This is a genomic window from Salibacterium aidingense DSM 18341, assembly GCF_000429685.1.
Classification (GTDB): Bacteria; Bacillota; Bacilli; order Bacillales; family Marinococcaceae; genus Salibacterium; species Salibacterium aidingense.
In genome coordinates, this window is record NZ_AUCI01000007.1 from 24,026 (window position 1) to 50,655 (window position 26,630).

The 26,630-nt window shown below is 39.7% G+C and carries 31 protein-coding genes; 8 read left to right on the plus strand and 23 right to left on the minus strand.

The window, feature by feature from the left end; translation table 11 throughout:
• Window positions 1-74: 74 nt before the first annotated feature.
• The 3 genes from G475_RS0107685 to G475_RS0107690 all read right to left on the minus strand — a co-directional run bounded on the left by G475_RS0107685 (window position 75) and on the right by G475_RS0107690 (window position 3,441).
• A complete protein-coding gene (locus tag G475_RS0107685; protein ID WP_026700778.1) occupies window positions 75-623 on the minus strand; it encodes a cupin domain-containing protein in 549 nt (182 codons plus the stop codon).
• A 168-nt stretch (window positions 624-791) separates the two neighbouring features.
• A complete protein-coding gene (locus tag G475_RS26745; RefSeq protein WP_324603209.1) occupies window positions 792-1,028 on the minus strand; it encodes an EamA family transporter in 237 nt (78 codons plus the stop codon).
• Window positions 1,029-1,200: 172 nt separating this feature from the next.
• On the minus strand, window positions 1,201-3,441 hold the full coding sequence (locus G475_RS0107690) for an ATP-binding cassette domain-containing protein (protein ID WP_026700779.1): 2,241 nt from the start codon (window positions 3,439-3,441) through the stop codon (window positions 1,201-1,203).
• A 135-nt stretch (window positions 3,442-3,576) separates the two neighbouring features.
• Here G475_RS0107690 and G475_RS0107695 point away from each other — a divergent pair, with 135 nt between their 5' ends.
• Window positions 3,577-4,545, plus strand: a complete 969-nt coding sequence (locus tag G475_RS0107695; protein ID WP_026700780.1) for a helix-turn-helix transcriptional regulator — start codon at window positions 3,577-3,579, stop codon at window positions 4,543-4,545.
• Window positions 4,546-4,683: 138 nt separating this feature from the next.
• Here G475_RS0107695 and G475_RS0107700 read toward each other — a convergent pair whose 3' ends face one another.
• The 6 genes from G475_RS0107700 to G475_RS26750 all read right to left on the minus strand — a co-directional run bounded on the left by G475_RS0107700 (window position 4,684) and on the right by G475_RS26750 (window position 9,275).
• On the minus strand, window positions 4,684-5,580 hold the full coding sequence (locus G475_RS0107700; protein WP_026700781.1) for a TIGR03943 family putative permease subunit: 897 nt from the start codon (window positions 5,578-5,580) through the stop codon (window positions 4,684-4,686).
• A 15-nt stretch (window positions 5,581-5,595) separates the two neighbouring features.
• A complete protein-coding gene (locus G475_RS0107705) occupies window positions 5,596-6,588 on the minus strand; it encodes a permease (protein WP_026700782.1) in 993 nt (330 codons plus the stop codon).
• Window positions 6,589-6,897: 309 nt separating this feature from the next.
• Window positions 6,898-7,509, minus strand: a complete 612-nt coding sequence (locus G475_RS0107715) for a DUF2812 domain-containing protein (RefSeq protein WP_026700784.1) — start codon at window positions 7,507-7,509, stop codon at window positions 6,898-6,900.
• 18 nt (window positions 7,510-7,527) lie between these two features.
• Window positions 7,528-7,842: a PadR family transcriptional regulator gene (locus tag G475_RS0107720; protein WP_026700785.1), complete on the minus strand. Its 315-nt coding sequence runs from the start codon at window positions 7,840-7,842 to the stop codon at window positions 7,528-7,530.
• Window positions 7,843-8,218: 376 nt separating this feature from the next.
• On the minus strand, window positions 8,219-8,518 hold the full coding sequence (locus G475_RS0107725) for a putative quinol monooxygenase (protein ID WP_035710546.1): 300 nt from the start codon (window positions 8,516-8,518) through the stop codon (window positions 8,219-8,221).
• 409 nt (window positions 8,519-8,927) lie between these two features.
• Window positions 8,928-9,275, minus strand: coding sequence for a phospholipase (locus G475_RS26750; protein WP_324603208.1), 348 nt, complete (start codon window positions 9,273-9,275; stop codon window positions 8,928-8,930).
• 178 nt (window positions 9,276-9,453) lie between these two features.
• Between G475_RS26750 and G475_RS0107730 the strand changes: the two genes are divergently transcribed.
• The gene (locus G475_RS0107730) at window positions 9,454-10,023 is read left to right on the plus strand and encodes a YkoP family protein (protein ID WP_026700787.1); all 570 of its coding nucleotides are present in this window, start codon (window positions 9,454-9,456) and stop codon (window positions 10,021-10,023) included.
• A 9-nt stretch (window positions 10,024-10,032) separates the two neighbouring features.
• On the opposite strand, the gene G475_RS0107735 is transcribed toward G475_RS0107730, so the two are convergent.
• Window positions 10,033-10,716, minus strand: coding sequence for a DUF421 domain-containing protein (locus G475_RS0107735; protein WP_026700788.1), 684 nt, complete (start codon window positions 10,714-10,716; stop codon window positions 10,033-10,035).
• 192 nt (window positions 10,717-10,908) lie between these two features.
• Here G475_RS0107735 and G475_RS0107740 point away from each other — a divergent pair, with 192 nt between their 5' ends.
• Window positions 10,909-12,249 (plus strand): amino acid permease, encoded by a 1,341-nt coding sequence (locus G475_RS0107740; protein ID WP_026700789.1) that lies wholly within the window; start codon window positions 10,909-10,911, stop codon window positions 12,247-12,249.
• Here the strand turns inward: G475_RS0107740 and G475_RS0107745 are convergent.
• Window positions 12,246-12,887, minus strand: a complete 642-nt coding sequence (locus G475_RS0107745) for a LysE family transporter (protein WP_026700790.1) — start codon at window positions 12,885-12,887, stop codon at window positions 12,246-12,248. The two genes, G475_RS0107740 and G475_RS0107745, sit on opposite strands and share 4 nt — an antisense overlap.
• 149 nt (window positions 12,888-13,036) lie before the next feature.
• Between G475_RS0107745 and G475_RS0107750 the strand changes: the two genes are divergently transcribed.
• Entirely contained in the window at window positions 13,037-13,246 is a 210-nt protein-coding gene (locus G475_RS0107750; protein ID WP_026700791.1) for a hypothetical protein, read from the plus strand.
• A 180-nt stretch (window positions 13,247-13,426) separates the two neighbouring features.
• Here the strand turns inward: G475_RS0107750 and G475_RS0107755 are convergent, their stop codons facing one another.
• The 9 genes from G475_RS0107755 to G475_RS0107795 form a co-directional block, all read right to left on the minus strand.
• Window positions 13,427-14,035: a hypothetical protein gene (locus tag G475_RS0107755; RefSeq protein ID WP_026700792.1), complete on the minus strand. Its 609-nt coding sequence runs from the start codon at window positions 14,033-14,035 to the stop codon at window positions 13,427-13,429.
• Window positions 14,036-14,592: 557 nt separating this feature from the next.
• The gene (locus tag G475_RS0107760) at window positions 14,593-15,453 is read right to left on the minus strand and encodes a DUF421 domain-containing protein (RefSeq protein ID WP_026700793.1); all 861 of its coding nucleotides are present in this window, start codon (window positions 15,451-15,453) and stop codon (window positions 14,593-14,595) included.
• Window positions 15,454-15,491: 38 nt separating this feature from the next.
• Window positions 15,492-15,698: a DUF1657 domain-containing protein gene (locus G475_RS0107765; RefSeq protein WP_026700794.1), complete on the minus strand. Its 207-nt coding sequence runs from the start codon at window positions 15,696-15,698 to the stop codon at window positions 15,492-15,494.
• A gap of 13 nt (window positions 15,699-15,711) precedes the next feature.
• Entirely contained in the window at window positions 15,712-16,062 is a 351-nt protein-coding gene (gene spoVAE, locus G475_RS0107770; protein WP_026700795.1) for a stage V sporulation protein AE, read from the minus strand.
• A complete protein-coding gene (spoVAD, locus tag G475_RS0107775; protein ID WP_035710551.1) occupies window positions 16,062-17,081 on the minus strand; it encodes a stage V sporulation protein AD in 1,020 nt (339 codons plus the stop codon). The genes spoVAE and spoVAD overlap by 1 nt, the downstream gene beginning before the upstream one ends.
• Window positions 17,081-17,560: a stage V sporulation protein AC gene (spoVAC, locus tag G475_RS0107780; RefSeq protein WP_026700797.1), complete on the minus strand. Its 480-nt coding sequence runs from the start codon at window positions 17,558-17,560 to the stop codon at window positions 17,081-17,083. The genes spoVAD and spoVAC overlap by 1 nt, the downstream gene beginning before the upstream one ends.
• Before the next feature lie 18 nt (window positions 17,561-17,578).
• Window positions 17,579-18,028 (minus strand): YhcN/YlaJ family sporulation lipoprotein, encoded by a 450-nt coding sequence (locus G475_RS0107785; RefSeq protein WP_026700798.1) that lies wholly within the window; start codon window positions 18,026-18,028, stop codon window positions 17,579-17,581.
• Window positions 18,029-18,116: 88 nt separating this feature from the next.
• The gene (locus G475_RS0107790) at window positions 18,117-18,320 is read right to left on the minus strand and encodes a DUF1657 domain-containing protein (protein WP_026700799.1); all 204 of its coding nucleotides are present in this window, start codon (window positions 18,318-18,320) and stop codon (window positions 18,117-18,119) included.
• Between the two features lie 221 nt (window positions 18,321-18,541).
• The gene (locus G475_RS0107795; RefSeq protein ID WP_233275748.1) at window positions 18,542-19,732 is read right to left on the minus strand and encodes a glycosyltransferase family 4 protein; all 1,191 of its coding nucleotides are present in this window, start codon (window positions 19,730-19,732) and stop codon (window positions 18,542-18,544) included.
• A gap of 99 nt (window positions 19,733-19,831) precedes the next feature.
• On the opposite strand from G475_RS0107795, the gene G475_RS26300 reads away from it, so the two are divergent.
• Window positions 19,832-20,677, plus strand: a complete 846-nt coding sequence (locus G475_RS26300) for an alpha/beta hydrolase (protein WP_051302300.1) — start codon at window positions 19,832-19,834, stop codon at window positions 20,675-20,677.
• Here the strand turns inward: G475_RS26300 and G475_RS0107805 are convergent.
• Entirely contained in the window at window positions 20,672-21,391 is a 720-nt protein-coding gene (locus tag G475_RS0107805) for an endonuclease/exonuclease/phosphatase family protein (protein ID WP_051302302.1), read from the minus strand. The genes G475_RS26300 and G475_RS0107805 overlap by 6 nt on opposite strands.
• A gap of 315 nt (window positions 21,392-21,706) precedes the next feature.
• On the opposite strand from G475_RS0107805, the gene G475_RS0107810 reads away from it, so the two are divergent.
• Window positions 21,707-22,669 carry a superoxide dismutase gene (locus G475_RS0107810; RefSeq protein WP_026700802.1) on the plus strand — a complete coding sequence of 321 codons (963 nt, stop codon included), beginning with the start codon at window positions 21,707-21,709 and terminating at the stop codon, window positions 22,667-22,669.
• A 106-nt stretch (window positions 22,670-22,775) separates the two neighbouring features.
• Here the strand turns inward: G475_RS0107810 and G475_RS0107815 are convergent, their stop codons facing one another.
• Complete coding sequence (locus G475_RS0107815; RefSeq protein ID WP_026700803.1) at window positions 22,776-23,873, minus strand: MGDG synthase family glycosyltransferase; 1,098 nt, start codon at window positions 23,871-23,873, stop codon at window positions 22,776-22,778.
• Here G475_RS0107815 and G475_RS24515 point away from each other — a divergent pair.
• Together G475_RS24515 and G475_RS27900 are read left to right on the plus strand one after the other, a co-directional pair.
• Window positions 23,858-25,558 carry an alkaline phosphatase family protein gene (locus tag G475_RS24515; protein WP_233275749.1) on the plus strand — a complete coding sequence of 567 codons (1,701 nt, stop codon included), beginning with the start codon at window positions 23,858-23,860 and terminating at the stop codon, window positions 25,556-25,558. The genes G475_RS0107815 and G475_RS24515 overlap by 16 nt on opposite strands.
• Window positions 25,555-25,677 (plus strand): hypothetical protein, encoded by a 123-nt coding sequence (locus G475_RS27900; RefSeq protein ID WP_267880102.1) that lies wholly within the window; start codon window positions 25,555-25,557, stop codon window positions 25,675-25,677. The genes G475_RS24515 and G475_RS27900 overlap by 4 nt, the downstream gene beginning before the upstream one ends.
• Window positions 25,678-25,709: 32 nt before the next feature.
• On the opposite strand, the gene G475_RS0107830 is transcribed toward G475_RS27900, so the two are convergent.
• Window positions 25,710-26,594, minus strand: coding sequence for a diacylglycerol/lipid kinase family protein (locus G475_RS0107830; protein WP_026700804.1), 885 nt, complete (start codon window positions 26,592-26,594; stop codon window positions 25,710-25,712).
• Between the last annotated feature and the right edge of the window lie 36 nt (window positions 26,595-26,630).

A 26,630-nucleotide genomic window follows, 5' to 3' on the forward strand; every position in this document is an offset into this window, starting at 1 on the left:
TATACAAGGTGAAAAAGGGACCACTAAATGGTCCCCTTTTTGTATTCAGGTGAATTTTTGAATTTTCTTTTTCATTACGGGTTGGGATGATGCCCGGCAATCGTGGCGTCTTCTTTAGTAGGATGAACCGTCCCAAATGGATGTTCAGGGGGCGCATAAATCGTATACAATTTCAGTGGTTTAGATCCTGTATTAACTAAGTTATGCCATTTACCAGCTGGCACCATAATAGCATCATCATCAAATACTTTGCGCTGGAAATACAAATGGTCTTCTGTATCACCAATCTGAACAAGCCCATGACCGTCTTCTATACGTAAAAATTGATCCACATCCGGATGTATTTCCAAGCCGATATCTGTTCCCGGCGGAATACTCATTACCGTGACTTGTAGATGATCCCCCGTCCATATTGCCGTTCGAAAGGTTTCATTCTGTTTCGAAGCTTCATTGATGTTTACAACATAGGGATTCGATCCATAATCCTTCCATTCTTTTGTATCCTGAAAAAGTTGAGGCCTATATCCTCTTTCCGGCGAAAACGTTTCTTGTACTGGCTGAATTCCATAGTGGAATGTAGGAATATTTACGAAATATGGGTAAGGGTACATACAATAGTACATTTTAGCTCACTCCCCTTTATCAATTTTTATAATTTATGCTTCGAGCCCAGAAAATGTACCTTGGTTAATGGTGGTTATTTAACAACCGGTAATTAAAAGAGTGAAGCTTCGTTCTTCTGATAAAAATTGCGGTTCTATGAAGGGGCTAGTTTACTAGACAAAACTTATTCAGTCGGACTGCTTCACACTAAGTACGGTAATCGTAACCAGGATGAGCACCATTCCAAGAAGTTGAATGATGGTCAAATAATCTCCGATAAGTAGAACGCCAAATAATGAAGCTGGCACGGGCTCTACCATGGCGATCATCGAAGCAGTTGTGGTGGCAGTCCGTCGAATACCAATCACATAAAATATAAATGAAATTATTTGCTTATATACACTTAAATCAGATCGAATTGGAATATGAAAGGCCGATTAAGGGATAGAGGGAAAAACATAGAAGATTGATATCAGATATATCAATTTAAAGTTTGTAACAAATGGGGTTTAGTTCAAGAACAATTTTATGGTTGATTATCCATATTTCAAGTCTTCTGTTTAAGGGCGCTTATCCGGAACAAGGAAAGCATCTTTTTCATGCTTCTCTAAGATAACGTGCTGTTAGTGATTTTTCATTTTGAGTGAGCTGCATGGGTGTGCCTTCAAACATGATGTGCCCCCCCTTTCGTCCTCCATCAGGCCCTAGGTCAATAATCCAATCTGCTTGTTTAATGACATCCATGTTATGCTCAATAACAATCACAGAACTACCGTTTTCAACTAAACGATTTAACAGGTTAAGCAGGTTTGTGATATCCGACATATGAAGGCCTGTCGTAGGTTCATCCAAAATGTAGACGCCGCCCTCCTTGTGTAACTCATCGGCAAGTTTAATCCGCTGGCATTCTCCTCCCGAAAGGGTGCTTAGCGGTTGGCCCAATGTTACATAGCCTAAGCCGACATCTTGCAGTGCCTTTAATGTATGACAAATGTCTTTTCTGTCGAAAAATTGTAATGCCTGAAATACTGTCATATCTAAAACATCCGAAATGGACTTTCCATCTAACTTATACTGAAGAACCTCTTCTTTAAACCGTTTACCATGACAGGTTTCACACGTGGTTCTAATTTCCTCCAGAAATGCAAGGTCCGTATAAGTAAATCCATTCCCCTGGCATTCCGGGCAGGCCCCTTTTGAATTAAAACTAAAAAGTGATTTATTTACTTTATTGCCGCGGGAAAAGGACTTTCTAATCGCGTTCATTATGCCCGTATAGGTTGCCGGATTTGAACGAATGGAAGTGCCTGCAGGCTTTTGGTCGATAACAATGGCATCCGGATGCTGTGCCGCAAACTCTTCAAAAATTAATGTACTTTTCCCCGATCCTGCCACGCCGGTAACTGCCGTAAGCACACCGCTTGGAATATGTACAGTCACCTCCTTCAGGTTGTGTTTTGAGGCTTCTGCGATGGAAAGATATCCGTTAGGTTTGCGTGTCTTCTTTTTTATTGGCGGTACAGCCTTCATGTATCTTCCAGTCAGGGAATCAGCATCGTATAACCCGGGGACACTTCCTTGATAAACAATTTCGCCTCCCTCTTTCCCTGCCCTCGGTCCAACATCTATAATATTATCGGCGATTTCTATAACATCACGATCTTGTTCTACCACGAGGACGGTGTTCCCTTTATCCCGGAGTTTCTGCAGCATCCGATTGAGTCTGTGCACATCACGGGGGTGCAGTCCAATACTCGGTTCATCAAAAATGTAAATCATGTCCGTCAAGCTGCTATTAAGATGTCGTACCATTTTAACGCGCTGTGATTCGCCGCCTGATAAAGTCGAAGTTTCTCGGTTCAGCGTAAGATAATGAAGCCCCATCTCCAGCAGATGCTCCAATCGACTTATAATGTTGGAAATGATGGGTTTGGCGATTGGATTCGTTATCGTCTTGATTACCTTTAGAAGTTCTTCTACTTCCATCGCAGCAAACTGAGCGATGTTATAACCATAAATTTTACATTTTAATACGGCTTGATTTAACCGGGTGCCGTTGCATGTCGGGCAATGAGCCAACGTAATGAATTTCTTGACATGCTCCGGCAGTTGACTACTGTCTTTTTTCAAGTACATGCGTTTAAACCTGTCTATCACGCCTTCAAAATATTTTTCAGGCTCATTTTTTAAGGGCAGTATGATTTTCTTGTCTTTTCCATATAGTAATGTCTGCCACTCTGTCTCTGTGAAATCCATCACCTTTTTATCGGCATGGAATAGGCCTGAGATTAAATGTTTCTCCCAATACCAGGTCCCCGCCGAGAAGGTGGAAAACAAAACCGCTCCCTCATTAAGCGACTTCGTTTTATCGAATAACTTCTCTATATTTGGCTCGATTCTTCGTCCAATTCCTTGACACGTCGGGCACATCCCGTTCGGATTGTTGAAAGAGAAAACATCGGATTCCCCAATGAAAGGTTTTCCAATGCGGGAAAATAACAATCGCAGCAGCGAATAAATATCTGTGACTGTACCAAGGGTGGAACGTGCATTCCCCCCTAAACGTTTTTGGTTAATTACCATAGCCGGGGCAAGATTCTCAATAGATAAAGCGTCTGGTTGACTATAGGTTGGTAATCGATGTTGAATATACGTAGTAAACGTCTGGTTCAACTGGCGCTGGGCTTCTTTACTGATCGTATCAAAGACAATGGAGGACTTCCCTGATCCGGATACACCTGTAAATATGGTGATTTTCTTCTTCGGTATAGCAAGAGAGATAGCTTTTAAATTATTTTCGTTTACATTGCGTAGAATGATGTGCTCGTGTTCATGCATCATCTGCTGCCCACCCCCTGGATATTTCTTAATTGTTCGTATTTAAGAATACTTTTACTATACATGCCTATTCTTGACAGCCTGTGTCATATTTTATTAAATAAAGATAATAAATATATCAATAAGGAGAATATGATGAGAGGGGATCGACTACTATCTATACTTTTATTGTTACAGGCGCAGGGACAAATGACAGCTAAACAATTGTCAGAGAAGCTGGAGGTTTCCGAGCGTACCATTTATCGAGATATGGAGGCTTTAAGTGGAACAGGGATTCCGGTTTTAGCAGAACGGGGGAAAAATGGCGGGTGGTCATTACTCGAGGATTACCGGACTAATTTAACAGGTTTAAAGGAATCGGAAATTCGTGCGTTATTTGTTCCGCCTTCTACCCAATTACTTGATGACTTAGGACTGGCCCGTATCTCCGAAGAAGCAAGGAATAAACTGATCGCTTCGCTTCCTTCCATTTACCGTGAAAATGCGAAGGAGGTTTGGAATCGTATTCATGTTGACACGAGTGCATGGCGGGAGCAAAAGGAAAGAATAGTATCTTTTGAGACTCTTAAAAAGAGCATTTGGGAAGAAAACAAATTAAACATTGCCTATCAGCGAGCGGACGGGAGAACAAATGAACGTGTCGTGAAACCACTTGGGCTTGTGGCCAAAGGAAGCCGCTGGTACTTTATTGCTTCCAAAGAAAATGATGAGATTCGCAATTACCGGGCTTCCCGTATTTTATCCGCCACCCGTGTAGAAGAAACATTTGAAAGACCGAAGGATTTTAACCTTGCTCAGTATTGGGAATCCTCCACAAAAGAATTTATAGAAAATTCACCTCGTTACGAAGTGTTGGCGGAAGTAGCGCCGTCTGCCATGGCATGGCTGCCATTCTCAGATCGATTTGTGCAAATTGTTGAAGGTGGAAGCGAAAATCAAGACGGCTGGATACCTGTCAAACTATTGTTTGATGCCGAGGACGAAGCTATGGGATATGTATTGGGTTCTGCAGATCAAATGAAGGTCATCGAACCGAAAGAGTTACACGACAAGATTCTGGAGATGGCAGAAGCTGTGGTGGCAAATGATAAGCATGAAAAGTAAGGTGTAAACTTCTTCATTACATAATACTGCTATGCAAATTTTCCCGCCATATTGCACAGGATGCAAAATCCGGCCACCTTCCTCAAACGCAGTAAATTGGTCCGCCGGCTGATTTACTGTATGCTGGAATTCTACAACCTATTCTGCCACTCTTCGGAGCACTGGATATACATATGGTTCGGAGGGTTCTTCGATAACTTTTCCACGTTTCCCTTTAATAACTGGTACTTCTACTCCATCATATGTTGTGACATCCAGGATTCCTTCGATTTCCATCCATTGGTCTTCTTCAATAGTATGAGCTTGTTCAAATTCTGTTATCAATCCGATGACTATGGCGTCGGCAATACAATGGGTAATAAGAAATCGTGATATAATCAGCTGGTTAGAACGGAGCCCCTCTTCTCTATAAACGAAACCTTTTAATTTTATTTCTTTTCCAGCGAATTCTCTTGGATGTAAGCTAATATCGTCATAATAAGGAGAAAAGAGATCTTTCTGCATGTTAATGTATTCTCCTTCATGGAAGCGTTCCATTTCTTTTTGGTAGTCCTCTTCTTCGATATAGTTGTTATTAGGAAGAGGATCTGTCTTATGCAGCTCGCTATTATTAGTATGGATGGAGGATGGGTCAGAATCTGTATCTGTATTGGAAGCATCCCCTTTAGTCAGTATCATCCCCTTGTTTTCTGCCATGGTAGAATTTAATGTCTCAGGGGACAAAGAAAATCCAATAATTAAAGGAAGGATAAGGATACCATAGCTAATCCCCTTCTTAGCAAGGGAAGCATCCTCCCCATGATGATGGCCGCACCCTGCAGAGCAATGGTCACGGGCACTCTGTGAAGTTCTCCATACTCGAGTCATTTGAACAAAGAATAGAAAGACAAAAATCCCCGCAGCCATTTGGCTCATGACATCATATTTTGGATTTACATACTTTGTTATATCGCCAGTTACATGAAGTTTTATAAAAAATATGGCAAAAGCTGCCAGGATTACTGTTCGTGAAAATTGCTGGATATCAAAACGCATAGACTTCTCCTGCCTTTACAATAAGGTTACTGCCATAACACTTACAAATACTATCAACGTAATGCAGCCTACCAATGTGATGACAAACTTAGGTTTAAATGCACCAAGCAGCATCATCGTATTTTTAAGATCGATCATGGGACCATAAATCAAAAATGCTAATATAGAAGTGGAGGGAAATATGTATCGAAACGATGCGCCAATAAAGGCATCCGCCTCGGAACATAATGATAAAACATAGGCTAGTCCCATCATTACAACCGTAGAACCTGCGAGGCTGTCTCCTAATAGAAAGAGAGAATTCATCGATACGTACGTTTGCAGAAAAGCAGCTATAAAAGCTCCCATAATGAGGAACTTTCCCATATCAAAAAACTCATCGATCGAATGTTTAACCATCTCTTCGATTCTGCGGATAAAACTCTCTTTTTTTATCGGCTGCGAAACGATATTTGCGTGTTTTAATTGACTGGATTGGAAGAATAGACTGATAACAAGCGCTATTATCATTGCGGCGATAAAGCCGATCCCCATCCGCAAGGCTGCCATCTGTGCCTCATTTCCAAATGCCATGTATGTGGATAAAACTACAATGGGATTTATTAACGGCCCGGTTAACAGGAAACCTACGGCAGCATAGATGGGAACTCCTTTAGCAGCCAGTCTCCTCGTAATCGGGACAATTCCACATTCGCAGGCTGGAAAAAAGCCGCCGAGTATACAACTCATTGTTACAGCTGACATTTTATTTTTTGGAATGAAACGTTGTATATGATCTTCCGTGATAAATATTTGTATAAAACCTGCGATAAAAACTCCAATCAAGACAAAAGGAATCGCTTCTATTACTATACTTAGAAAGATAGTGTTTAATTGATGAAACGAATCGGGGAGGTAAATAAACCATTTTTCCCCCACCCATTGATTCAGACTAATAAAAACGATAACGCCACCGATAACCAAAAGACTGGTAAAATCCATTTTAGATATGAGCAGTCCCCGAAACATACCTTGTCCTCTCCTAACTCTCTCAAATCGTAACGATTCTTCTTTCACAATAGATATGGTTCCTTTTGAAAAATATGCATTCGGAGGAGAAAAGCATGAAGCCGTATGCTTTCAAGTTTTATCCTTTTTAAAGAAAAAAGCGCAGTCCCTGCTCCAGGAATGCGCCCGTTTGCTTCATATCAGAGTCTTTTTAGGGAAATCCTCTGAAATTAACTTTTTATTTCCTGTTACTGCCATCTATTTAAGTCAATCGTTACCATTCATTAACCGTTAGGATCTTAAATGCAGCCTTTTTTGATTTTGGGTCTGTTAATTCAAATTCTTTTCATATAACTTATTGGCTCTATAACTAAAGAACAGGAACAAAAATAAAGCAACTGGAATAAACAGCCACATGAACCCTCTGAAAAGCGCAAAAGGAGTTTCAAATAAAAAGGCTTTCCAAAACGATACCCCATGCATATCCCATAATCCCTCTGTATAATACAACGATTTTGGGTCAACGAATGCTTCTATATCCATAACCCCTGTCGTTTGTATCGCCACGAAAATCGGCAGATAGCATATCGCCACCTCCATAAACATGTTAGACAATCTTTTATATTTTCCAGCTTTTGATTTTTGGTCTGAGAAAATGTCGTTGTCACTGTTGTTGTCCTTTTTTTTAAAATATTGCGTGCCTGAATGTTTCGTTCCCAGCATATGCTCCCAGCCGCTGTCTTCAAATAACGTACGATATTCCATAAAATCGTCCTGCTTTTTAAAGGTTCGATAATCAATCTTAATAACGGTATCTTCCGGTGTTGTCTCTCGAAATTTATACCCGAAAGATGTATTTTCTAATTGCCAGCCTTTATTCGCCATCTCTCTTAGCCACTTTTCCTCTTTATCATAATCAATGAAGCATTTAAACTTTCTCATGGAAACTCCCCTCCAAATTTATTGGTTTAATAAGCTTTGTGTGATGCGAATTAAATGCTGCATTCTTTCACAGTCTAAGCGCAATACCTCTCTCCCTTTATCCGTGATGACATAAATTTTTCTGCGCTTATCCTCACTATTCACGGATTGAATCAATTCCTGTTTTAACAAATTTTCAATCGCTCCATACAGGGTGCCGGCAGCTATCTTTACCTGCTGGTCACTTAATTCCTCAACCTTCTGCATGATCACGTACCCATGCGCAGGTTCTAATAATGATAAAAGAACGTAGTACGTGGTTTCTGTTAATGGTAAATGGTTATCTCGATTCATTATTTCCTCCAAAATTTATAAAGTTAAAATATATAGTTTGAATGTATAGTTATAGTATATAAAGTTGGACTGTATACGTCAATGAAAATATTTTAAATACCGTTATCACGGTCACTACTACCTTATTAGCCGGCAGAAAAAATAAAGACGTAATTCACTTATTTGAATTACGTCTAAAAAGGTTTTTTGTATATCTGGTTTCTGTTCAGCAGTCTCTTCAAAATCAAGAAGAAAGAATGACTGTCCGCTTGAAGTAATAGCCATTTCCTATCATTTAAGGTTTGCTGTTACACGTGAACTGCCACTTTATTTCAATTCATTATAATACAAGCTCTTCATGGATAGATTTATTCATAGCGGCCGTTTCTTAAGTCACTTAGAATGGCGGTCCAGATTTACTGATTTCATGCTTCTGCATCTCAACATTTAGGATTGGAGCAATCTGTTTTGGGGGATTTGCTACAGCACGAAACGATTCTAAATCCTCTTCTGACTGCCAATATTCAAAATTGTTGACCCGAGATGGATCGACCGGGTCAGCCGTTATTGCCAGGTCAAGACATCCAGAAGCTTGCCGTGCACGTTTCACAAGGTCCTCGTGTGCTTTTACAACTTCATCACGCTTATTTGGGTCAACTGTAAACCATCCTGCTATAATTACCTTATGTGTATTCATTGCATTCCCTCCTTTCATAAATTTTAGCATCAATATGGAATTGGAATTACTTTTAGATTGCTATTTTAGTATGGAACTCACAATACTCTGTTGACTATTCTGCCCTGGTAGTTCAGCAAGAAAAATCTGTACGCCAAAGTTTGATAAACAAAAATAACCCACCGCCAGCCAGGCGAAGTGGGTTATCTTCTACTCAACATTAATTTGGGAAGGGATACCCACCCAAGTGTTGTACGGGAGACGGACCGCCATCCGTCTCTTATTTCTATTCTTATGATATCACGGCTGAATTGTACACGCATTTTAACTAAACGATTGAAAGCTCAGTTATTGAGCCGTGAGGGTTCCGGCGTTCAAGAGCACCATAGAGGTATTCTGGCAGCTATACGGACAGATAAATATGTCCATCTTAAAAACAAGTAAAAAATGTTTGTATTTTCATATAATCGAGTAACAAACGGGCATGGCGTCCTTCGGGAGTATAGGGATGTTGAAGAGCCCTGAGTTGTTCCATGAACGACTGGTCACAAGCACAATAGTTTCCGGTCCTTTGATAACATTCATCATGAGCTTTGCATGCTGCATCTACGGAATTGATGGGAGCACCTGGTCCACTGCATCCCGGGCCGCACCAGTTATATCCAGGAAAAACACAAAATCGTGGCGATCTGGCTTCCCCCCTGTAGCTGGGCATCACGTTCTTCCCCCTTAGGCATTCGTACCAAGTGCCGTTGATTTTTTTGATAACTCTCTCCATGTGACATGTTCACTCTTTCCTAAGAATAAGTTGGAAAAAGCAGCTTTTCTTTCGTTTTTTCTCCCTGCAATATAAATATGATTCATATTATTTTTTGACTGGGTTTTCTTTCGCCGATTTAAGAGAGACATGTCGTGTATTTTTATCTCACTGATTCTAACTTGAGGGAATGAACATAATGAAAAAGGCTTTGATCTATCTTTGGACCGTTTTGGATCCTTTATATTTCCGATTTACCCGCTTAGATTACATTTATCATCCTTCTCATCAAAACACCCGCAGTATTTTCAGAATCAGGCTCACTTCTTATAAAGGTACCCCTCTCACATTCTCTGATCAAACAACCATCGATAAGCAGGATCTTGTGTTAAAAATTCATTTGTACAATATTCAATTCATTCATGACACGGGTGGTTTGAAAAATGATATTCATAAAGCCCGTTATATATACAAGGAGGTGCAGCAATCGCTTCCGCTTCTTGCCGACTATATACAAAACCATGACAAAAGAGAACAGATTAAAGGAATAATTGGGATTACGACGATGAACAAAGGGAGCGGCCGTCTTGGGTTTGAGACCTTTGATATACACCATTCATTTTATAAATGGATAAAAATGGTTCCTTTTATGTTGATTCATCTGTTATCAGCACAGGCTCCCTCGATTTCCGCTTTATTAAAAAACCAGCCAAAATATATCGCTATGTCAAAAGATAAGCTGCTCTCTACTTACAAAACAAATGTATGACGAACCCAATTAAAGGGATCGTATCGTTCCTTTTCCATCATCCACCACCAAGGAATGATTGGTATCTTTAACAAAAGCATAAAAAACATCGCGCACATTGGAAAATCCAGTTTCTTTCACTGCGTGTTCCAGCCATGTTTTGTCTTTATGGATCAATCTTAAGTTTTCATACTGGATGTCGCCCTCTATGATAACAGCCATCGGAAACCCCTGATAATCTGGTTTGAGATCCATCATCTTTGAGGTAACAGGCATGGCTTCTTCTTTTGGCAGGACGCTGATGGCTCCGTTTGGTTCAAGAATCGCGTATTGGATATTGCTTATGTCCGCGTATCCCTGGCTTCTTACACTCGATAACAACTCCGCCAAAGAAAATCTGCTTTTTTTCAGATTCGCCCGGTCCAGCTTCCCATGCTTAATTAGTATCGTAGGTTCCCCGATAATCAAACGATTCAGGCTGTTGTACAAACTTAACCTTGAAAAGGAAAGGTGCAGCAGAATGATTAAGACAATTCCTGTTAATGCTTTCCAGATACTGTCGACTTCGATCGGGTTCATGGCAATGGCAATAATAAAAAAGATCGCTGTAAAATCATGCGGGGTAAATTGAGCCAATGCTGTTTTTCCCATAAATCGAACAACGACAATGGCTACGAAAAATAAAAAAAGTAAGGATCCAATAAATGAAAACATACAACCACCTTTTATATCAGCTTCGGAACAGAAGAAACAAGCAGCTCTCCCACTAGATTAAGCCCAATTTTAAATATTTATGTATGAAAAAAGGTGAAAAGCGTTTCTTCTCTTATCTTAAACGAAATCGAATAAAGGATGACAAAACATGAACACTAATACCAAATGGGCGGATAAGGGGGAAACTTGTAAATGAAGCACGGGAATCAAACCGAAAACAGCAGCCTGACGTGGTGGCAGCTGTCCCTGCTTGGAGTGGGCTGTACCATTGGGACAGGTTTTTTCCTTGGTGCAAGTCTGGCTATATCGATGGCAGGACAGGCTGTACTTGTCAGCTTTTTGCTGGCTAGTTTTGGGACGTATTCGGTATATCATTTTTTGGCAGCATTTATGAGTAAGGATCCACAAAAAGGGGCTTTTCATACATATGCTAGAAAAGCTTACGGGCGCTGGGCGGGATTCAGCTCGGGATGGGTATATTGGGGAGCAGAAATGCTGATCATGGGAAGCCAGATGACGGCTCTTTCTATCTTTTCAAGGTACTGGTTCCCCACTGTTCCATTATGGATGTTCGCCGCCGGATACGCCCTGCTTGGCATCCTAGTCGTCCTTACGGGAGCCAAAGGGTTTGATCGGATTGAAAATATCTTTGGCGTGGTAAAAATTGCAGCTATTCTCATGTTTATTATTGTGGCTGCGATTGTTATGTTCGGCTCGTTTCACAGCAGCCAGGACCCGCTTTTCTTTCCTCATACCGTACAGCAATTTATTCCGCATGGCGGAAAAGGTCTCTGGGCCTCTCTGGTTTATTCCTTTTACGCCTTTGGAGGAATTGAAATTATGAGTATGATGGCGGTTCGGCTGAAAGATAAAAAAGAAGCTTCTAAATCTGGAAAAATCATGCTGACTGTCATTACCTCGATTTACATCATCTCCCTCGGAATGGCTCTTCTACTGACGTCATCCGATGCGTTTCATGCCGATGAAAGTCCATTCGTTACCGCACTGGATCACTATAATGTCCCGTATTTTACAGATGTGTTCAACGGCGCGTTAATCATAGCCGGCTTTTCCACCATGGCTGCTTCCTTATTTGCAGTAACGAGCATGCTTGTCACCCTGGCAGAGGATGGCGATGCCCCTCCTCTCTTTCAAAAAAAGGGGCAGAATATCATCGACCTGCATCTTCCAGCTCTTGGATTGACTGTGGCTGGTATGCTTGTTTCTATTGTTTTTTCCCTGCTTCTACCTGAAAAAATTTATGAATACATGACAACAGCAGCAGGATTGATGCTTTTATATAATTGGTTTTTCATTCTGCTGTATGCAAACCGTTTGATTGCCATAAAAGGGTTCAGCCATGTCCAGCGATTTGGCGGTCTTGCTCTCATCCTTTGCGCCGTGAGCGGGACGCTGTTGGATAAATCAAGCCGGCCTGGTTTTTTTGTCAGTGTAGGGTTCCTTCTCATTCTTGCCGTCGTGGTGATGATCATGAAAAGGGTTTGGTCCCGCGGGCATTCCTCCCCTTTTTAATGGCTGCGAAATTCAATCAGGGCCTTCATTCCTTCCCATCCAAAATAAATGCCGAACAAAATTAAGCATATACCGGAAGCGGTCGAAATGAAAACCAGCATGCGTTCTGATAAATAGTGTCGAAACCCGCTGGCCATTCCTGCCATCGTGACATCCCATAAAGATACACCAATAAAAATAGCAGCACTGTACAGCCAGAGTTGTTCTATGCTTTGATGAGCCGAGGTTTTTGCTACAATGGATCCGTAAATCCCCAGCCAAAAAACAATCGATAATGGGTTGCACAAACACATAAAGAAACCGGAGCCAAAGGAATGGATAAGGGGTGGACTGCTGCGCCGGGCCGTGACCGTCAGCGCCCCGCTCCTCCCTTTTAAGCTTTCCACCCCGATATAGACCAAAATAAAAAATCCAAATAGCCAGAGAAATGTTCTAACCAGAGGTACTTCTAAAAAATGAACAACACCCAGATAAACGAGAAGCATGTACAATCCGTCTGCGACCATAGCCCCCACTCCGACGAGCCAGGCATGCCAGAAGCCATTTTTAATCCCTTTGTCTAATTGAGCTGCATTCACCGGACCAATAGGGGCGGCCAGCGTTATTCCTAATAAAATGTAACTAAAGAATACACTCATTGGAGCATCTCCTACTTATCACATGTGTTTATTTTAGAGTGTATTCATGAATAGAAGCTTGTACGACTACTTTCTTTTCCTTTTACATTGTACATAGCTGCGCTGTTTTTTTCACATACTACGAGTAAAGATAAAGGAGGGAAAAACAAATGGCTGAATCAGAACGTTCTGCCGGAAGAAAAGAAACAGTGGAAACAAACATAAACGAGACAGAAGAGAATCTGCACGCGACAGAAGAATTTGCGAAAGAACACGGAGATGCGTTGAATGAAGAGGAAAAACAAAATATTAGTGAAAAAAATGAGCACCGCAGAGAAAATATCGAAAACATGAAGCAATCTTTGAACGAAGACGAATGATTGCTTACTGAAGAACGACTCTTATTATGGAGAAGCTGCTTTCATTTGAAAGCAGCTTCTTTTCGTAAAGAACAATGCAGTTTCCAGCCAAAAGACACGATCTACTTTTTTTTAAATGAATCCATCTTTGCATGGCGCCGTTATTCGGGATTGGTCTATTTGTACCTTTATTTTAATATTTTAAATATGCCGGTTTTGTCTCATCCACCAAATCAGTGCATTTAATATGTAAAAAAATAATTCGAAGATGTATGTAATACACCATACATAACTGATGACGTTGAAAATCGAGTTGTTGAACAGCCCTAGATGTGGATGTTGAAGCCATATACTAATAGCAAATAAGGGGTGGGAATCGATGGCATACCAAAACAAAAGTATGCCAAAAAAAGCGATAGAATGGATACCAAATATTAGGTTTTCTTGTTTAAAGTCAATAGCAGGAATAACTGGAATCCGATCGCTTTTATCTGATTTGAGATAGTTATTAATCCATTGTTGTATATATATATCCAAACGCTCAAAGTTTGAACTCCCAAGTGTACCGGCATAGATAATAAAAAGAATAATGACCACTTGAAAAAAAGAAACTTTTCCTGTGATGTAATAGTTGACACCAGCTAAAAAAGCCTGGAACACAGTGAATAAAATGATAAGAAATAAGAACCACTGACTAAGACGGTCTAAATGAAAGAAGTAGCGGCTGACTATAAATAATAGAACAATTCCCCACGTTAAGCCCTCTGAAAGAATAAACAAACTCCATCCAAACTCATATAGGAAAGACACTTATCTGCCTCCTCTTCGGTCGAAAATAAAACTTGTCCTAAATGTATTTAATATATGATAGGAAGTTTGATGATATGATGGAATTGAAATGACAGAGATGGCTCTTGCTGCACCCTCCTCCGTAATAAAGGTTTATGGATTTTTCTAGTTTTTTACTATTTTTCCCATACATCTGTTTTGTATCTTCTGCATCTGTGGCAAGTGAATAGTTCTAAATCGGCTTGACTTTTTTTCATACTGGCGAGGCGAGGACCAAAGGTTTTTCTACAGGTGCTGCAACTATTTGTTTGTCATCGAAGAGATAATTGAGAAACATATTATAGAGTGTCGACATCTAACACTAACTCGCTGGTTTTTTACAGAAAAGTCAGACTAATGTTATTGGTTAGTTCCTGAATCTCGGGGATTTCTTCCACTTCTATCCCCTTATGTTGTTTTAATTGTTTTATTATTTAAAGGTTAAAAATATGGCTGTTCAATAATGCGGTTTGAATAGGATGGCGTTTATACCATAATCGAAATGAAGGAAGAACTCCTCTTTATAAGATTCAGCTTTCCTAACTTCTTAACAGAGGAGTTATGTTTTTTATAGCTTTTTCCAGTTTTTCGCTATTTTTGCTATACATCTGTTTTGCTTCATCTATCTCTGTTGCGAGGGCAAAAAGTTCTAAATCTGCCTGGCATTTTTTCATGGTTGCAAGTATTAATGGTTTTTCTACAGGTTCTGCAACTTTCAGTTTATCATCGAAAAGATCAACGGTTAATTGACCAAAAGAATCGACCTGACCAAGAAAGACGTTTTCGATCGTTACGCCTAATTTTTCTAATTCCGTTTTTAACCAGTTCCGATTTTGGCCAATCGTCGATAATGGTTCATCTAAAATCTCACCATCCATGATTACGGTTTGGGGTTCCTTGTAGGAGGGAACCTTAACACCTAAATCTTTTGCTGTTAACGGTTGATTTTCTTTCTTTAATAAAACATTTAATTCACCATTTGGTTCTAAAATGGCAAATTCCACATCAGAAATCTGAAAGATATCTTTTGATCGAAGCAATTCCATCAATTCATCGGTGCTATATTTTTCACTCTTTAAATTTTCTTCCATCACTTTTCCGTTTTTTATGAAAACGGTCCCTTTCCCTTCGACGACATCTCGGACTTTTTTGCTTTTCATTGAAATAAAACCCGCTAAAAACGGGGTTATTCCAAAAATAAAAATACCTAAAATCCCGTGATGAATGCTGAGATCAAGATTCATTATCACCTCTGATGCTACACTACCAATTGTAAAGCCACTAACGTATTCAAAAAAGGAGAGTTGGTAAAGTTGTTTTTTTCCTGCTAACTTTGTAATTATAAAAAGGACCACTAAAAATATTAACGACCGGAAGACAATATCTAACCAATCTGGCACTGTTTAACCCCCTTCTTTTGATAGGTGTTTGAGACTGCCTAAAATCCTTTGTATTGATCTTCTTCAAGCTCCAGCTTACCAACCCTTTCTTTCAGATCTTGAATGATTTCCTCCATGGTATTTATTGTATCTCGTATGGTTTGTTTATCTTCCTCATCCTCTGTGCGCTGTTCTAAACTAGATAAACTTCCCTCGACATTTTTTATACTAGAAAGACATTGCTTCACATCAGACGCGACCGTCATTAAGCATTCCCCTTTATCCTTTAGGTTTAAAAATTAACGCCCCTATCATTCCAAAAATAATAGCAGCAGATATCCCTGAGCTTGTCACTTCGAACATTCCAGTTACTACGCCCACTAAGCCGTGCTTCTCGCCTTCAACCATAGCACCATGAACTAGAGAGTTCCCAAAACTTGAGATGGGGATGGAAGCCCCGGCCCCTGCAAATGAAATAAGGGGTTCATACAAACCAAATCCATCAAGAATGGCACCAGCAACCACAAAGCTGCTTAATGTATGAGCGGGTGACAGCTTAAACACATCGAACATAATTTGACCTATCACACAAAAGAGTCCTCCAACGACAAAAGCCCAAAAGAATGTAATCATGATTGATCACCTCCAAATTCAATCGAAACCGCATGGGCAATGCAGGGGATCGTTTCATTTTGTTGAACAGTAAGAGGCGAATGAAGGGAACCAGTAGCAACAACAAGAATCCTTTTTAATTCACCTGCTTTTATCCGATTTAACAAATGGCCGTACGTAACAACGGCCGAACAGGCCGTTCCACTGGCTCCAGCCAATACTGGTTGTCCTTCCCGGTAAATCATGAGCCCACAATCCTGGTAGATTTCTTCAGGGATGGAAATATCATGTTTCGTAAATAAATCAAGGGATACTTCTCGCCCAATATGGCCAAGATCGCCTGTTACAATTAAATCATAATAGGAAGAATCGATGTCTCTCTCCTTTAAATGGGTTTCAATCGTATCTACAGCAGCGGGTGCCATTGCTCCCCCCATATTGTATGGATCGGTCATGCCCATATTTACAATGCGGCCAATCGTCGCAGAAGTGACTGCAGGTCCCTCCCCCTTGTCACTTATTAGTCCGACCCCGGCACCTGTTACGGTCCACTGGGATGTCGGCGGTTTTTGTTCTCCATATTCCGTAGGAAATCTAAACTGTTTTTCCACGGCAGTATTGTGGCTTGAAGCTCCCGTTAATATATAATTGGCCCCTTTTGTATTTACAATGTATGCGGAAAGTGCCAGTCCTTCCATCGATGTGGAACATGCGCCGAATAATCCGAAATAGGGGGCGCCAAGGGTTTCGGCAGCAAAGCTCGTTGGTGTGATTTGATTGATAAGGTCACCTGCCAAAAAAAATTGAATGTGCCCCTTTTGAAGACCAGCTTTTTCTATCGCTCTTTCACACGCTTCTTCTAATAAGACCTTATGAGCTTTTTCATAAGAATCTTCTTTCAACCATAAATCAGAATGCAGGAAGTCAAAATCTTCTGCTAACATTCCCTTTGCTTCAAAAGGACCCCCTGTTGTACCAGATGAGATAATTTTAGGTTTATTGTCAAAAATCCAAGTTCGGTGTCCTGTTAACGACATTAAAGTCCCCCCCATTGTATAAGTATCGTTTTTATTGTCGCTATAACGAATGCGGAAAATGTTCCAAATAAGATAACCGAACCTGCTAACTTAAACATGTTTGGGCCTACGCCTAAAACAAATCCTTCCGAGCGATGCTCAATGGCAGCTGAAATGACAGCATTTCCAAATCCCGTAACTGGAACCGCAGAACCAGCTCCACCAAATTGAGAAATACGATCATACACACCGAATCCTGTCAGCAGTAAAGAAATAAATATCATCGTTGCAATTGTCGGATTGCCTGCGGTTTCTTCTGTGAAATTGAAGTTATAAATATAAAGGGTTTGAATGCCCTGGCCAATAAAACAAATGATGCCTCCGGTAAGGAAAGCTCTGATGCAATTTTTGATTAGAGGTCTTTGCGTCTCCCGATTCTTTTCAAATGTTTGATATTCTTGCTGGACAGGTGTTAAATTCTTTTTTTTCTTGTTAGCCATGGCCCGACCCCCCTTTCGTTATGTTTTTTCTTTCATGAGATTTTTAATCTTCTGGAGCTCTTTTTTTAATTTTTTTGGATTGGTATCATTTTCCTGTAATTTATCCTCTAATTCTCCTAATTCTAAAAAAATCTTTAGATCGGTAGATGCTTCAATTTTCTCGTTAGGAAACCATTTCTTTAGATTTGTTTTGACTTTTTTTTCAATACTTTTTATCTGAAATCGTCTAAGCTGTTTAATTTTTACGGCAAGTACAAGTTCTTTATCGGCATTAACAGCTTTCGCCTCTGTAATATCTTCCATTTCTGTGACTTTTTCCTTCGCTTTATTAGATAGAGATTGATCCATCGATACATTTTGTACCTTTGTTATCCCGTTATCCTTCATAGCATTATTCGGATTTTCAGCACATCCTGATCCTAGTCCAATGAAAAGGAAAATGATAAGTAAAATGTTTATTGTTTTCATTCCTAACACTCTTTTCATTTTTGTCATTCTTATTAGAAAAAAGGTTGGAAAACCAACCTTTTTTACGTTTTACCTGCGATTTTCCTTCTCACTCTTTATACTGCGGTTCTTCCGCTTCAATTTCTTGAATGCGTGGAGATACACTGTCTACCAGTTGTTGAGTCTGTTGAGAAGCATTTTGGTATAGTTGTTTCGCTTGTTCATTTTCTGTTGCTAAGGCAAACGATTCAAAGCTGGCTTGAGCACTCTTTAAATTGGCTACTGTTGTTTTCAGGTCACTTGCTACTGTCATGATTATCCCTCCATAAAATTTTGACTGCATTTTCTATATTGAACTAAAGTTTCATAATTATGTATTTATACACACATTTAGGACATTTGTCCGGTCATTAGCTCTTTCTTTCTTATGTGTTTACGGCGGACTAGAACAACAACAAAGAGCAGGGTTTTCTCCTGCTCTTTTATAATTTGAAAAAAATAATAATGTCTTCTGCAATAACATCTTCACTAGGATTAATGAACAGAATTTCGTGGCAGTAACATCTCTTCTTCTTTGCTTAAACCTTTTAATTCATTAAACAAACTCAATAGCTGTTTGCTTGGTGCAGACCAACCAAAAGCTCGTGAGGTTTCGCGTGCTTGATTTCCCATATTTTTCCTCATTGAGGCATCAAGAAGTTTTAATACGGTATTTTTTAAGTCACCTTCTATGTTTGGATCATACAACAAACCGGTTTCCCCGTTAGACACTTGTTCTGCCGTGGGGCCTGAATTAGCTGTGATGATTGGAAGGCCTGAAGCCATTGCTTCCAGTATGACAAGACCGAGTGTTTCGGTTCTTGAGGGAAATACAAAAACATCAGAAGAAGCATAAGCCTTTGCAAGCTCTTCCCCATGCAAAAACCCGGTGAAAACAGTGGGTGTGTTTTTAAAATAGGATTCAAGCTTTGCCCGATTCGGCCCATCACCAACAACAGCCAACCGGAAATGATTGGAGTTCTCTAGAACGTCACGGATTTTTTCAATTTCTTTCTCTGCCGCCAGGCGCCCAACATATAATAAGAGCGTTTTATCTGTTTCTCCTCCGGATAGACGGTGACGCAGATTGTCATCTCTATATTCCAAGCCGAATTTATTTAAATCTACCCCTCTTTTCCATAAATGTACATTTCGAAAGCCGCGATCTGTTAATTCATCCTGAACGGACTTTGATGTACATAAGTTTACATCCGCCCTGTTATGAAGCGTTTTTAAAATCCACCACAACACCGGCTTCAAGTAAGGTACTTTGTAATAATCTGCGTATTGCGGGATGTTAGTGTGCCAGGACGCCACAAGCGGCCACCTTCTGCCGTAATAAATACCCGCCATGCCGAGAAGTGCCGGATTCACAACATGGACGATATCCGGTTGAAATTCATTCAGCAGCCGTTTGACTTTTGGGTTGGGCAACGCTACCTTTCTGTTCTTATAAAGAAAAAATGAGCGTGCAGGAATTCCTTTTACTTGAATTCCCTCAAATTCATTTACTCCCTCCGGAGCTATAATCAACAATTCATGGCCCTGCTCATGAAGCCATCTAACAGTAGCGGTAACTCGAGTAACGACTCCGTCTACTTGTGGTAAAAATGTTTCAGTGACAACGGCTATTCTCATGCATCCCAACTCCATATTTATATTCGAATAAGAATTATTATTTTTCAATAACTTACAGGATATGTATAAAGATCACTTTAAAAAATACAGGCGTAAAGATAAAAAAAGTGGTTAATCTATAAAAAGACTTGTGGAGGTGTGTGTAAGATGTATATCGACGGTCATTTCAGCGGGACCGATGGTGTGAATCTGTTTTATCGTGGATGGGTGCCTCAAAAACCGCGAGCCCTTTTGATTTTAGTTCATGGTGCAGGAGAACATTCGGGTCGTTATTCCAATATCGGTGAGGCATGTATGGACCATGAAATTGCTTTAGTTGCCCCTGATTTGCGTGGTTTCGGCCAATCTAAAGGGCCGCGTGGGCATGTGAATAACTTTAAAGATTATTTAGATGACTTGGATACAATAATTGAATTGTTTCATGCCCAATATGAGCCTGTCCCCTTATTTTTATTTGGACACAGTTTTGGCGGATTGATTGTCATTCGATATGGGCAGATATACCCCCATAAAGCGGAAGGATTTATTTTATCTTCTCCTGCCTTAGGGATCCGCTTTCATATACCATTTTTATTTAAAAAAATGCTGGATTTTATTTCCTGGATGTCGCCAGGGTTATCCATTCAACCTTTAAAATGGACGGGTATGCTGAGAAAAGTTCGTCAGCTGAAGCCCTATTTCCCGGAGAATCCTGCATTAGTACAAGATCCTTTTTTCACATTCGAATATACCCCCCGCTGGTTAGCAGAGCTACTTCACAATGGAACACATGCGTTGTCGGAAGCATCAAAATTCCGCTTTCCTACTTTGTGTCTTTACGACCAGCTGGACCCCATCATTCATCCAGGCTCCGTTCAACGTTTTTTGAATTCCATTATAGTTCAAGATAAAAAGCATGTAATGTTTACAGAGGGGCTTCACAGACCCTGGCATGCCCACCATAAACATCAAGCCATGGAGAATGTCATAACATGGTTAAACACCCGTTTATAAACGGAAATAGGCTTTTAACGGTAAGTGGTCCGATGCTTTAGGTATATTTGTTACGACTTCTGCTTCCATCATATCCAAACCGGAAGTGGCAAAGATGAAGTCTAATCTGATCCTTGGTCGAAGTGATGGATAGGTGTATCCTTTTCCACTGCCTGCCATGTGCCAAACGTCTTGACACTCACTAGTTACATTCCTCCATCCTTTTGACCCTGGCTTCATATTAAAATCCCCCATTATTATTAAGGGATGAGAACATTTTTTAAGCTGATTAACAATAAATTTTGTTTGCATGCGGTGAAGAAACGGGTTAAGGCTAAGATGAGTTACATTCACTTGAACAACCTTTTTGTTCATTTGAATGGTTGTATCTAGTAGTGACCTGCCCTCGATGAGGCCGGATATAAAATCAAATCGGTGAATTTTTTCTGTTAAAATCGGATAGCGGGACAAGAGAGCATTTCCGTATTGCCGTACAGTCGTTGAATCCTTGGATGTTAAAGAGACAGACGGTCCAAACGCCTGATGCATGTTTAATTTTTTTGCAAGAACATTGATTTGATCTTTATAATGACTTCGTTTTGAAAAATGTTTATCTACTTCGTTAAGGCCAATAATATCTGCATTACTTTTTTCAATCACTTTAGCTATTCTGTTAAGATCTATTTGTTTATCCGTTCCTCTGCCGTGGTGAATGTTAAAGGTCATAACCTTCATTTTGTATAATATCTTCCCTTCTTATCTTACAAAAGCTGTAGAAACTTTAATGAATGAATATTTCATCTATCCCTATAAACGTTCCACCATCAGGTAGTTATATACAGTCAGATAAGCGCACAGCGATTTTAATGTATTCCCCTGTATTTTTGTCCGCACCTGTTAGATGCATAAATTTAAACATTTATTAAATCGTAGATAACCGGTCATGTTTGTTATAAGATATCACACCAACCAGCGTCATCGAATTTGTTCACAAAGCATATGATGGTGATTGTGAGAATGTACCAAACTAAAAAAGGAGGATATTGGTGTATGAACACTCAATCACCAGAACTCGAGTGGCTGGATCGAATGATTAACTGGAGTCGTCATTGTGAAGAGAATATTACTTCTTTGCATACAGGACCTGAGATCACCCTGGATGAAGCAAAGCCGTTAAAAGAATGGTCCGATCAATTCAATCAATTACGTCTTACAGCGGAGAAATCTTATGAACGTCTGATTCAAAATGAAAGGTTCGATAATAACGCAGAAGATATTTCCTCTATTCATTCAAAAGCCCTTCAACTTCAGGATCAATTTTCTCATTTTTTGGAAGGGAAATCATTTGATACAGCACCCCAACTTAATGACCGAAAGGAAAATCAAACGGTCCCGATTGGTGAACATACTCTCCCCCCGCTTCCCTATGATTACGACGCCTTAGAGCCATATATTAGTGAACAAATTATGCGTCTGCACCACGATGAGCATCATAAAGGTTATGTAGAGGGACTAAACAAAGCGGAAAAAGAAATGCAAAAAGCAAGACAAACAGGAGATTTTTCCTTAATCCGGTATTGGGAAGGCGAAGCTGCATTTAATGGAGCCGGGCATTATCTTCACACCATTTTTTGGGATAATATGAGTCCTTATGGAGGCACAAAACCAGACGGACAGATCGAAAAAGAAATCAATCGTACGTTTGGCAGCTTTGAAAAATTTAAGAAGCATTTTGCCAATGCAGCGGAAAAGGTTCAAAGTGTCGGGTGGGCTATAATGGTATGGTCACCTCGTTCCTGGCGGACAGAAATTCTGCAAGCAGAAAAACACCAAAATCTCTCCCAGCAGGACGTGATTCCTTTATTAGTTTTAGACGTATGGGAACACGCCTATTATTTACAGTATACCAATAATCGCGGTGACTACATTGACGCGTGGTGGAATGTTGTGGATTGGAATAACGTGAACATGCGTTATCAAGAAGCCCAAAATATCCGGTGGCATCCGTTTTAAATCAACATTAACTAAGTCCTTTTGAAGGGTGTCACAGGCAGCATCCCATTGATCTGCTGTTCTTTTTATATAGAGAGAGGAAGTTTCTTCCTACTCTTTTTTTATATTAGAGCTTAAGTATCTGTTCCACAATTTCACTTGCTGCGTTTGGTTTTTTTAACATTTGTGCTTGGTATTGCAGCTTTGTATAAAACGCTTTCCGATACAAGACTTTTTCTAGTACACCAGACAATTTAGCATATTGATTTACTTTTAATGCGGCTCCTGCTTTTGTTAGATACTCTGCATTTTTTTCCTCATGGCCTGGAACAGGACGGAAAATAATGATAGGTGTTTCACAAGCAAGAGCTTCCGCCATCGTTAGTCCCCCAGCTTTAGAGACAATACCATCGCTGGCTTTTAAATATAATAAAAATTGATCTGTGAACCCGATCACCTTCACTGTGTGTTTGCTTTTCTGTTGAACTATTCTATGTTTGGCGCTTTGATTATGTCCTACCATACATAAAATCTGGATATCTTCCTGTAAATGCTCTAATGCCTGTATGACATGTACGTAATTTGTTAAACCAATCCCTCCTCCTGCTATTAATAATATCTTCTTTCCCTGATCAAGTCCTAAATTATAACGAGCTCTCCATTTTGATATTTGTAAACAATCATTGTTCGAGATTGGAATCCCCGTTGAATAAAAAAGCTGGGAAGGAATGTTATACAAACTAGCAAATTCATCAACCTGAGGTGAAGCTGTAAAATAGCCGTCAATTTCCTGTCTTATATAAGCAGGATGTAAAACGAAGTCCGTAATAACCGTATATAAAGGGATATCTAATTGCTTTACCTGTTTTACTCTGGATAAAAAAGCAGTGACAAATGGATGGGTTGAAATCATAAACGGACAATCCTGCTTATTGATTATGGAGTATAAGCGTTCAACAAAAAAGGAACCAAAACGATCGAATAATAAAAACAATCGGTGTTCCTCAGCGTAAAAATAAAATTTTCTCCAGAGAAAAGGGCTTAGTTTCAGCAATAGGATATAGCTGCTAAGCATAAATTGATGAAGATTTGGGCTAATTACGTGAAAAGTATCAACCATTTCAGGATAAAAGCCTTGATTATTAAATTCATGCTGCAGGGCTTTCGCAGCCTGATTGTGTCCATGTCCAATGGATGCAGAAAATATCAATGGCTGATTGTTCATCTTCTTTCCTCTCTTTCAAGATACTTCGTCACTTACCCTCTTTACTATCACCTAAAATCGCAGTATTTATAAAATCAACTCTTCAGCCATTTTTATTACATAATCTCCTTTTATTTCTCCATACTAACAAGATATACGCTCAAAAAAGGATGATAAACGTGACTTCAAACTCCGCCAAAAAGAGTGTCATTATGGTAATGCTTGATACATGGATGGATAAACCTTTCCAACATGCTTTAAAAGAAGAAACCTTACCTGCTTTTACCTATTTTATGGAACATGGAAATTATTATCCAAACGTTGTTTCTCCTTTTCCCACGATGTCCGTCAATGTAGAAAGTACATTATTGACCGGACACTATTCCGATCAACATGGGGTTCCTGCCCTTGTTTGGTATAACCAAAAAGAAAACAGAGTTATTAATTATGGAACTCATATTATGGATTTGATGAAACTGGGCTTATCTAAGAGTACGTATGACGCACTTTATCGTTTAAATAATGAACATTTAAATACAAAGGTAAAAACCATCCATGAGAACTTACACGAACAAGGGAAGGAATCGGCTTCCATAAACCCACTTGTTCACAGGGGCAGTGTTCCCCACCATTTAACGATTCCTGGTTTCATACGTTTCTTCGTCTCCATGGATAAACAGATTGAAACGTATACATCTCTGACGTTTGCATATGGACGATTATCAAAAATAAGTCCTTTGCAAAAATATAGTCACGTTTGGAATAAATACGGGTTCAATAATAACTTTTCCGTGCAAGAATTTACCCATTTGGTCAAGAACAAAGAATTCCCTGCCTTTTCTTTTCTCTATCTCCCCGACCATGATAAAAATGTCCATAAGCACGGTCCTATGGATATCAAAGGAATCAAAGATATGGATCGACAATTACAAACCATATTAGATTCTTTTCCGACATGGGAAGATGCACTAAAAAATAATATCTGGATTTTAATTGGTGATAATGGGCAATCCGACGTGAAAAATAACCGTCAGGAAGCATTGGTTGATTTACGGAAGCTGCTGCAGCCGCTTAAAATCACAAAGCTAAGAAAAGGTGTTCAAAAAGAGGATCAAATCGTTATAGCTAACAACTTGAGGTCAAGCTTGATTTATTCTTTAAATACGAATGATGTTCCACTAGGGGATATCGTTGAAAAATTAAAAGAAGATGCCCGGGTGGAAATAATTGCTTGGAAAATGAACGAATGGATTCATGTTGCATCGGGAGACCATAATGGAAGCTTTCAATTTAAAGAAAACGGAGAAATGACGGATGAATACAGCCAAACATGGATGATTGACGGAGATCATTCGATACTTGACCTGCACATAAAAGACAATACCATTACATTCGGTGAATTTCCTGATGCTCTGAAAAGGCTTCACAGCACCCTTCATTCGCATGAAGGCTGTTTTGTTGTCACCTCTGTAAAACCAGGTTATGAATTTACTGGAGAAATAACCCCTACTCACGCAGGAGGAGCGAGTCATGGAGGCTTTCATAAAAATGATTCTCTTATTCCGATGTTAGTTACAAATACAGCATCCACACCTGATTTTTTTCGTATCGTTGATTTAAAGAAATGGATTCTTAACCTGACAGATGGTTACCATCCGAACTCAAAATCAAAGGAACGCTCTAAAGAAGAGGAGAAAGATATATGAAGAAAAATATGACAAAGCTGAAAGAATTTCTGACGGATGTCCTTTATTCATTTTTCATTTTCGAATATGAGAATCTATTTGAAGATGAAAAGGAAAAAATGCACCAACATCGAAAATAAAATACGTCGTTTTCCTCATGAAAAAGATGCTCTTACACCACACGAAGAGCATCTTTTTCAATCTTTATGTGAATAGGTCTTTCCTTCATCTGTTCTCCGTCACTGTGTACAAGCACAGGCGTCCCAGACGACACATACACTTCCTTTCCTTGTAAGAAGGTGACATTTTCGTCTGTGGTATGTTTTCCTTTATAGGCTTTCGGAAACAATCGTAACAGTTCCCACTTTTTCATTCCGTGTACAATACAAAGATTCAAGAGACCATCGTTATAAGAAGCATTTGGACAAATCGTAATCCCGCCTCCATAGTTTGGTGCATTTGCCACAGCGACAAGCCAAACGTCGAAAAACATCATTTCTTTTCCATCCATGGTGATCCGAACATTCGTTGGCTGGTATTTTCTCAATGTCTCCAGCATGCTTACCACATAGGACAGCCCGCCCAACCGAATATGGTTAAGATACTTTTTATATGCTGCTTCACTCACATTTTTGGCTATCTGCCCATCAAAACCAATTCCTGTCACCGTTAGACAATACCGCTCACCAAGATGCAGTAAATCCACTTGTTCTGTCTCATTTGTAAGAATTCGCTCTAAGGCCTTCAAATAATTCATCGGAACACCTATACAGCGAGCGAAGTCATTTCCTGATCCTGCAGGAATAATTCCCAGAGAGATATCCTGATATACAAGCTTATTTGCAACTTCATGGATAGTCCCATCTCCCCCTACTACAATAATTGTTTTTACATTTTCCTTTATAAAGTCTTCCACTATCTTTGTTGCATGTTGAGGCCCCTCTGTAAAACGAGCAGTGAAAGGTTGGCGCCGTTGTTGTAAAATTTTCTCAACACGCTTCCATACTTGATTTCCTTTTCCGTTTCCAGAGGTTTTATTTATAATAAATCCATGCATTTTCTTTATACTCCTCTATACATTTATTTCTAGCGG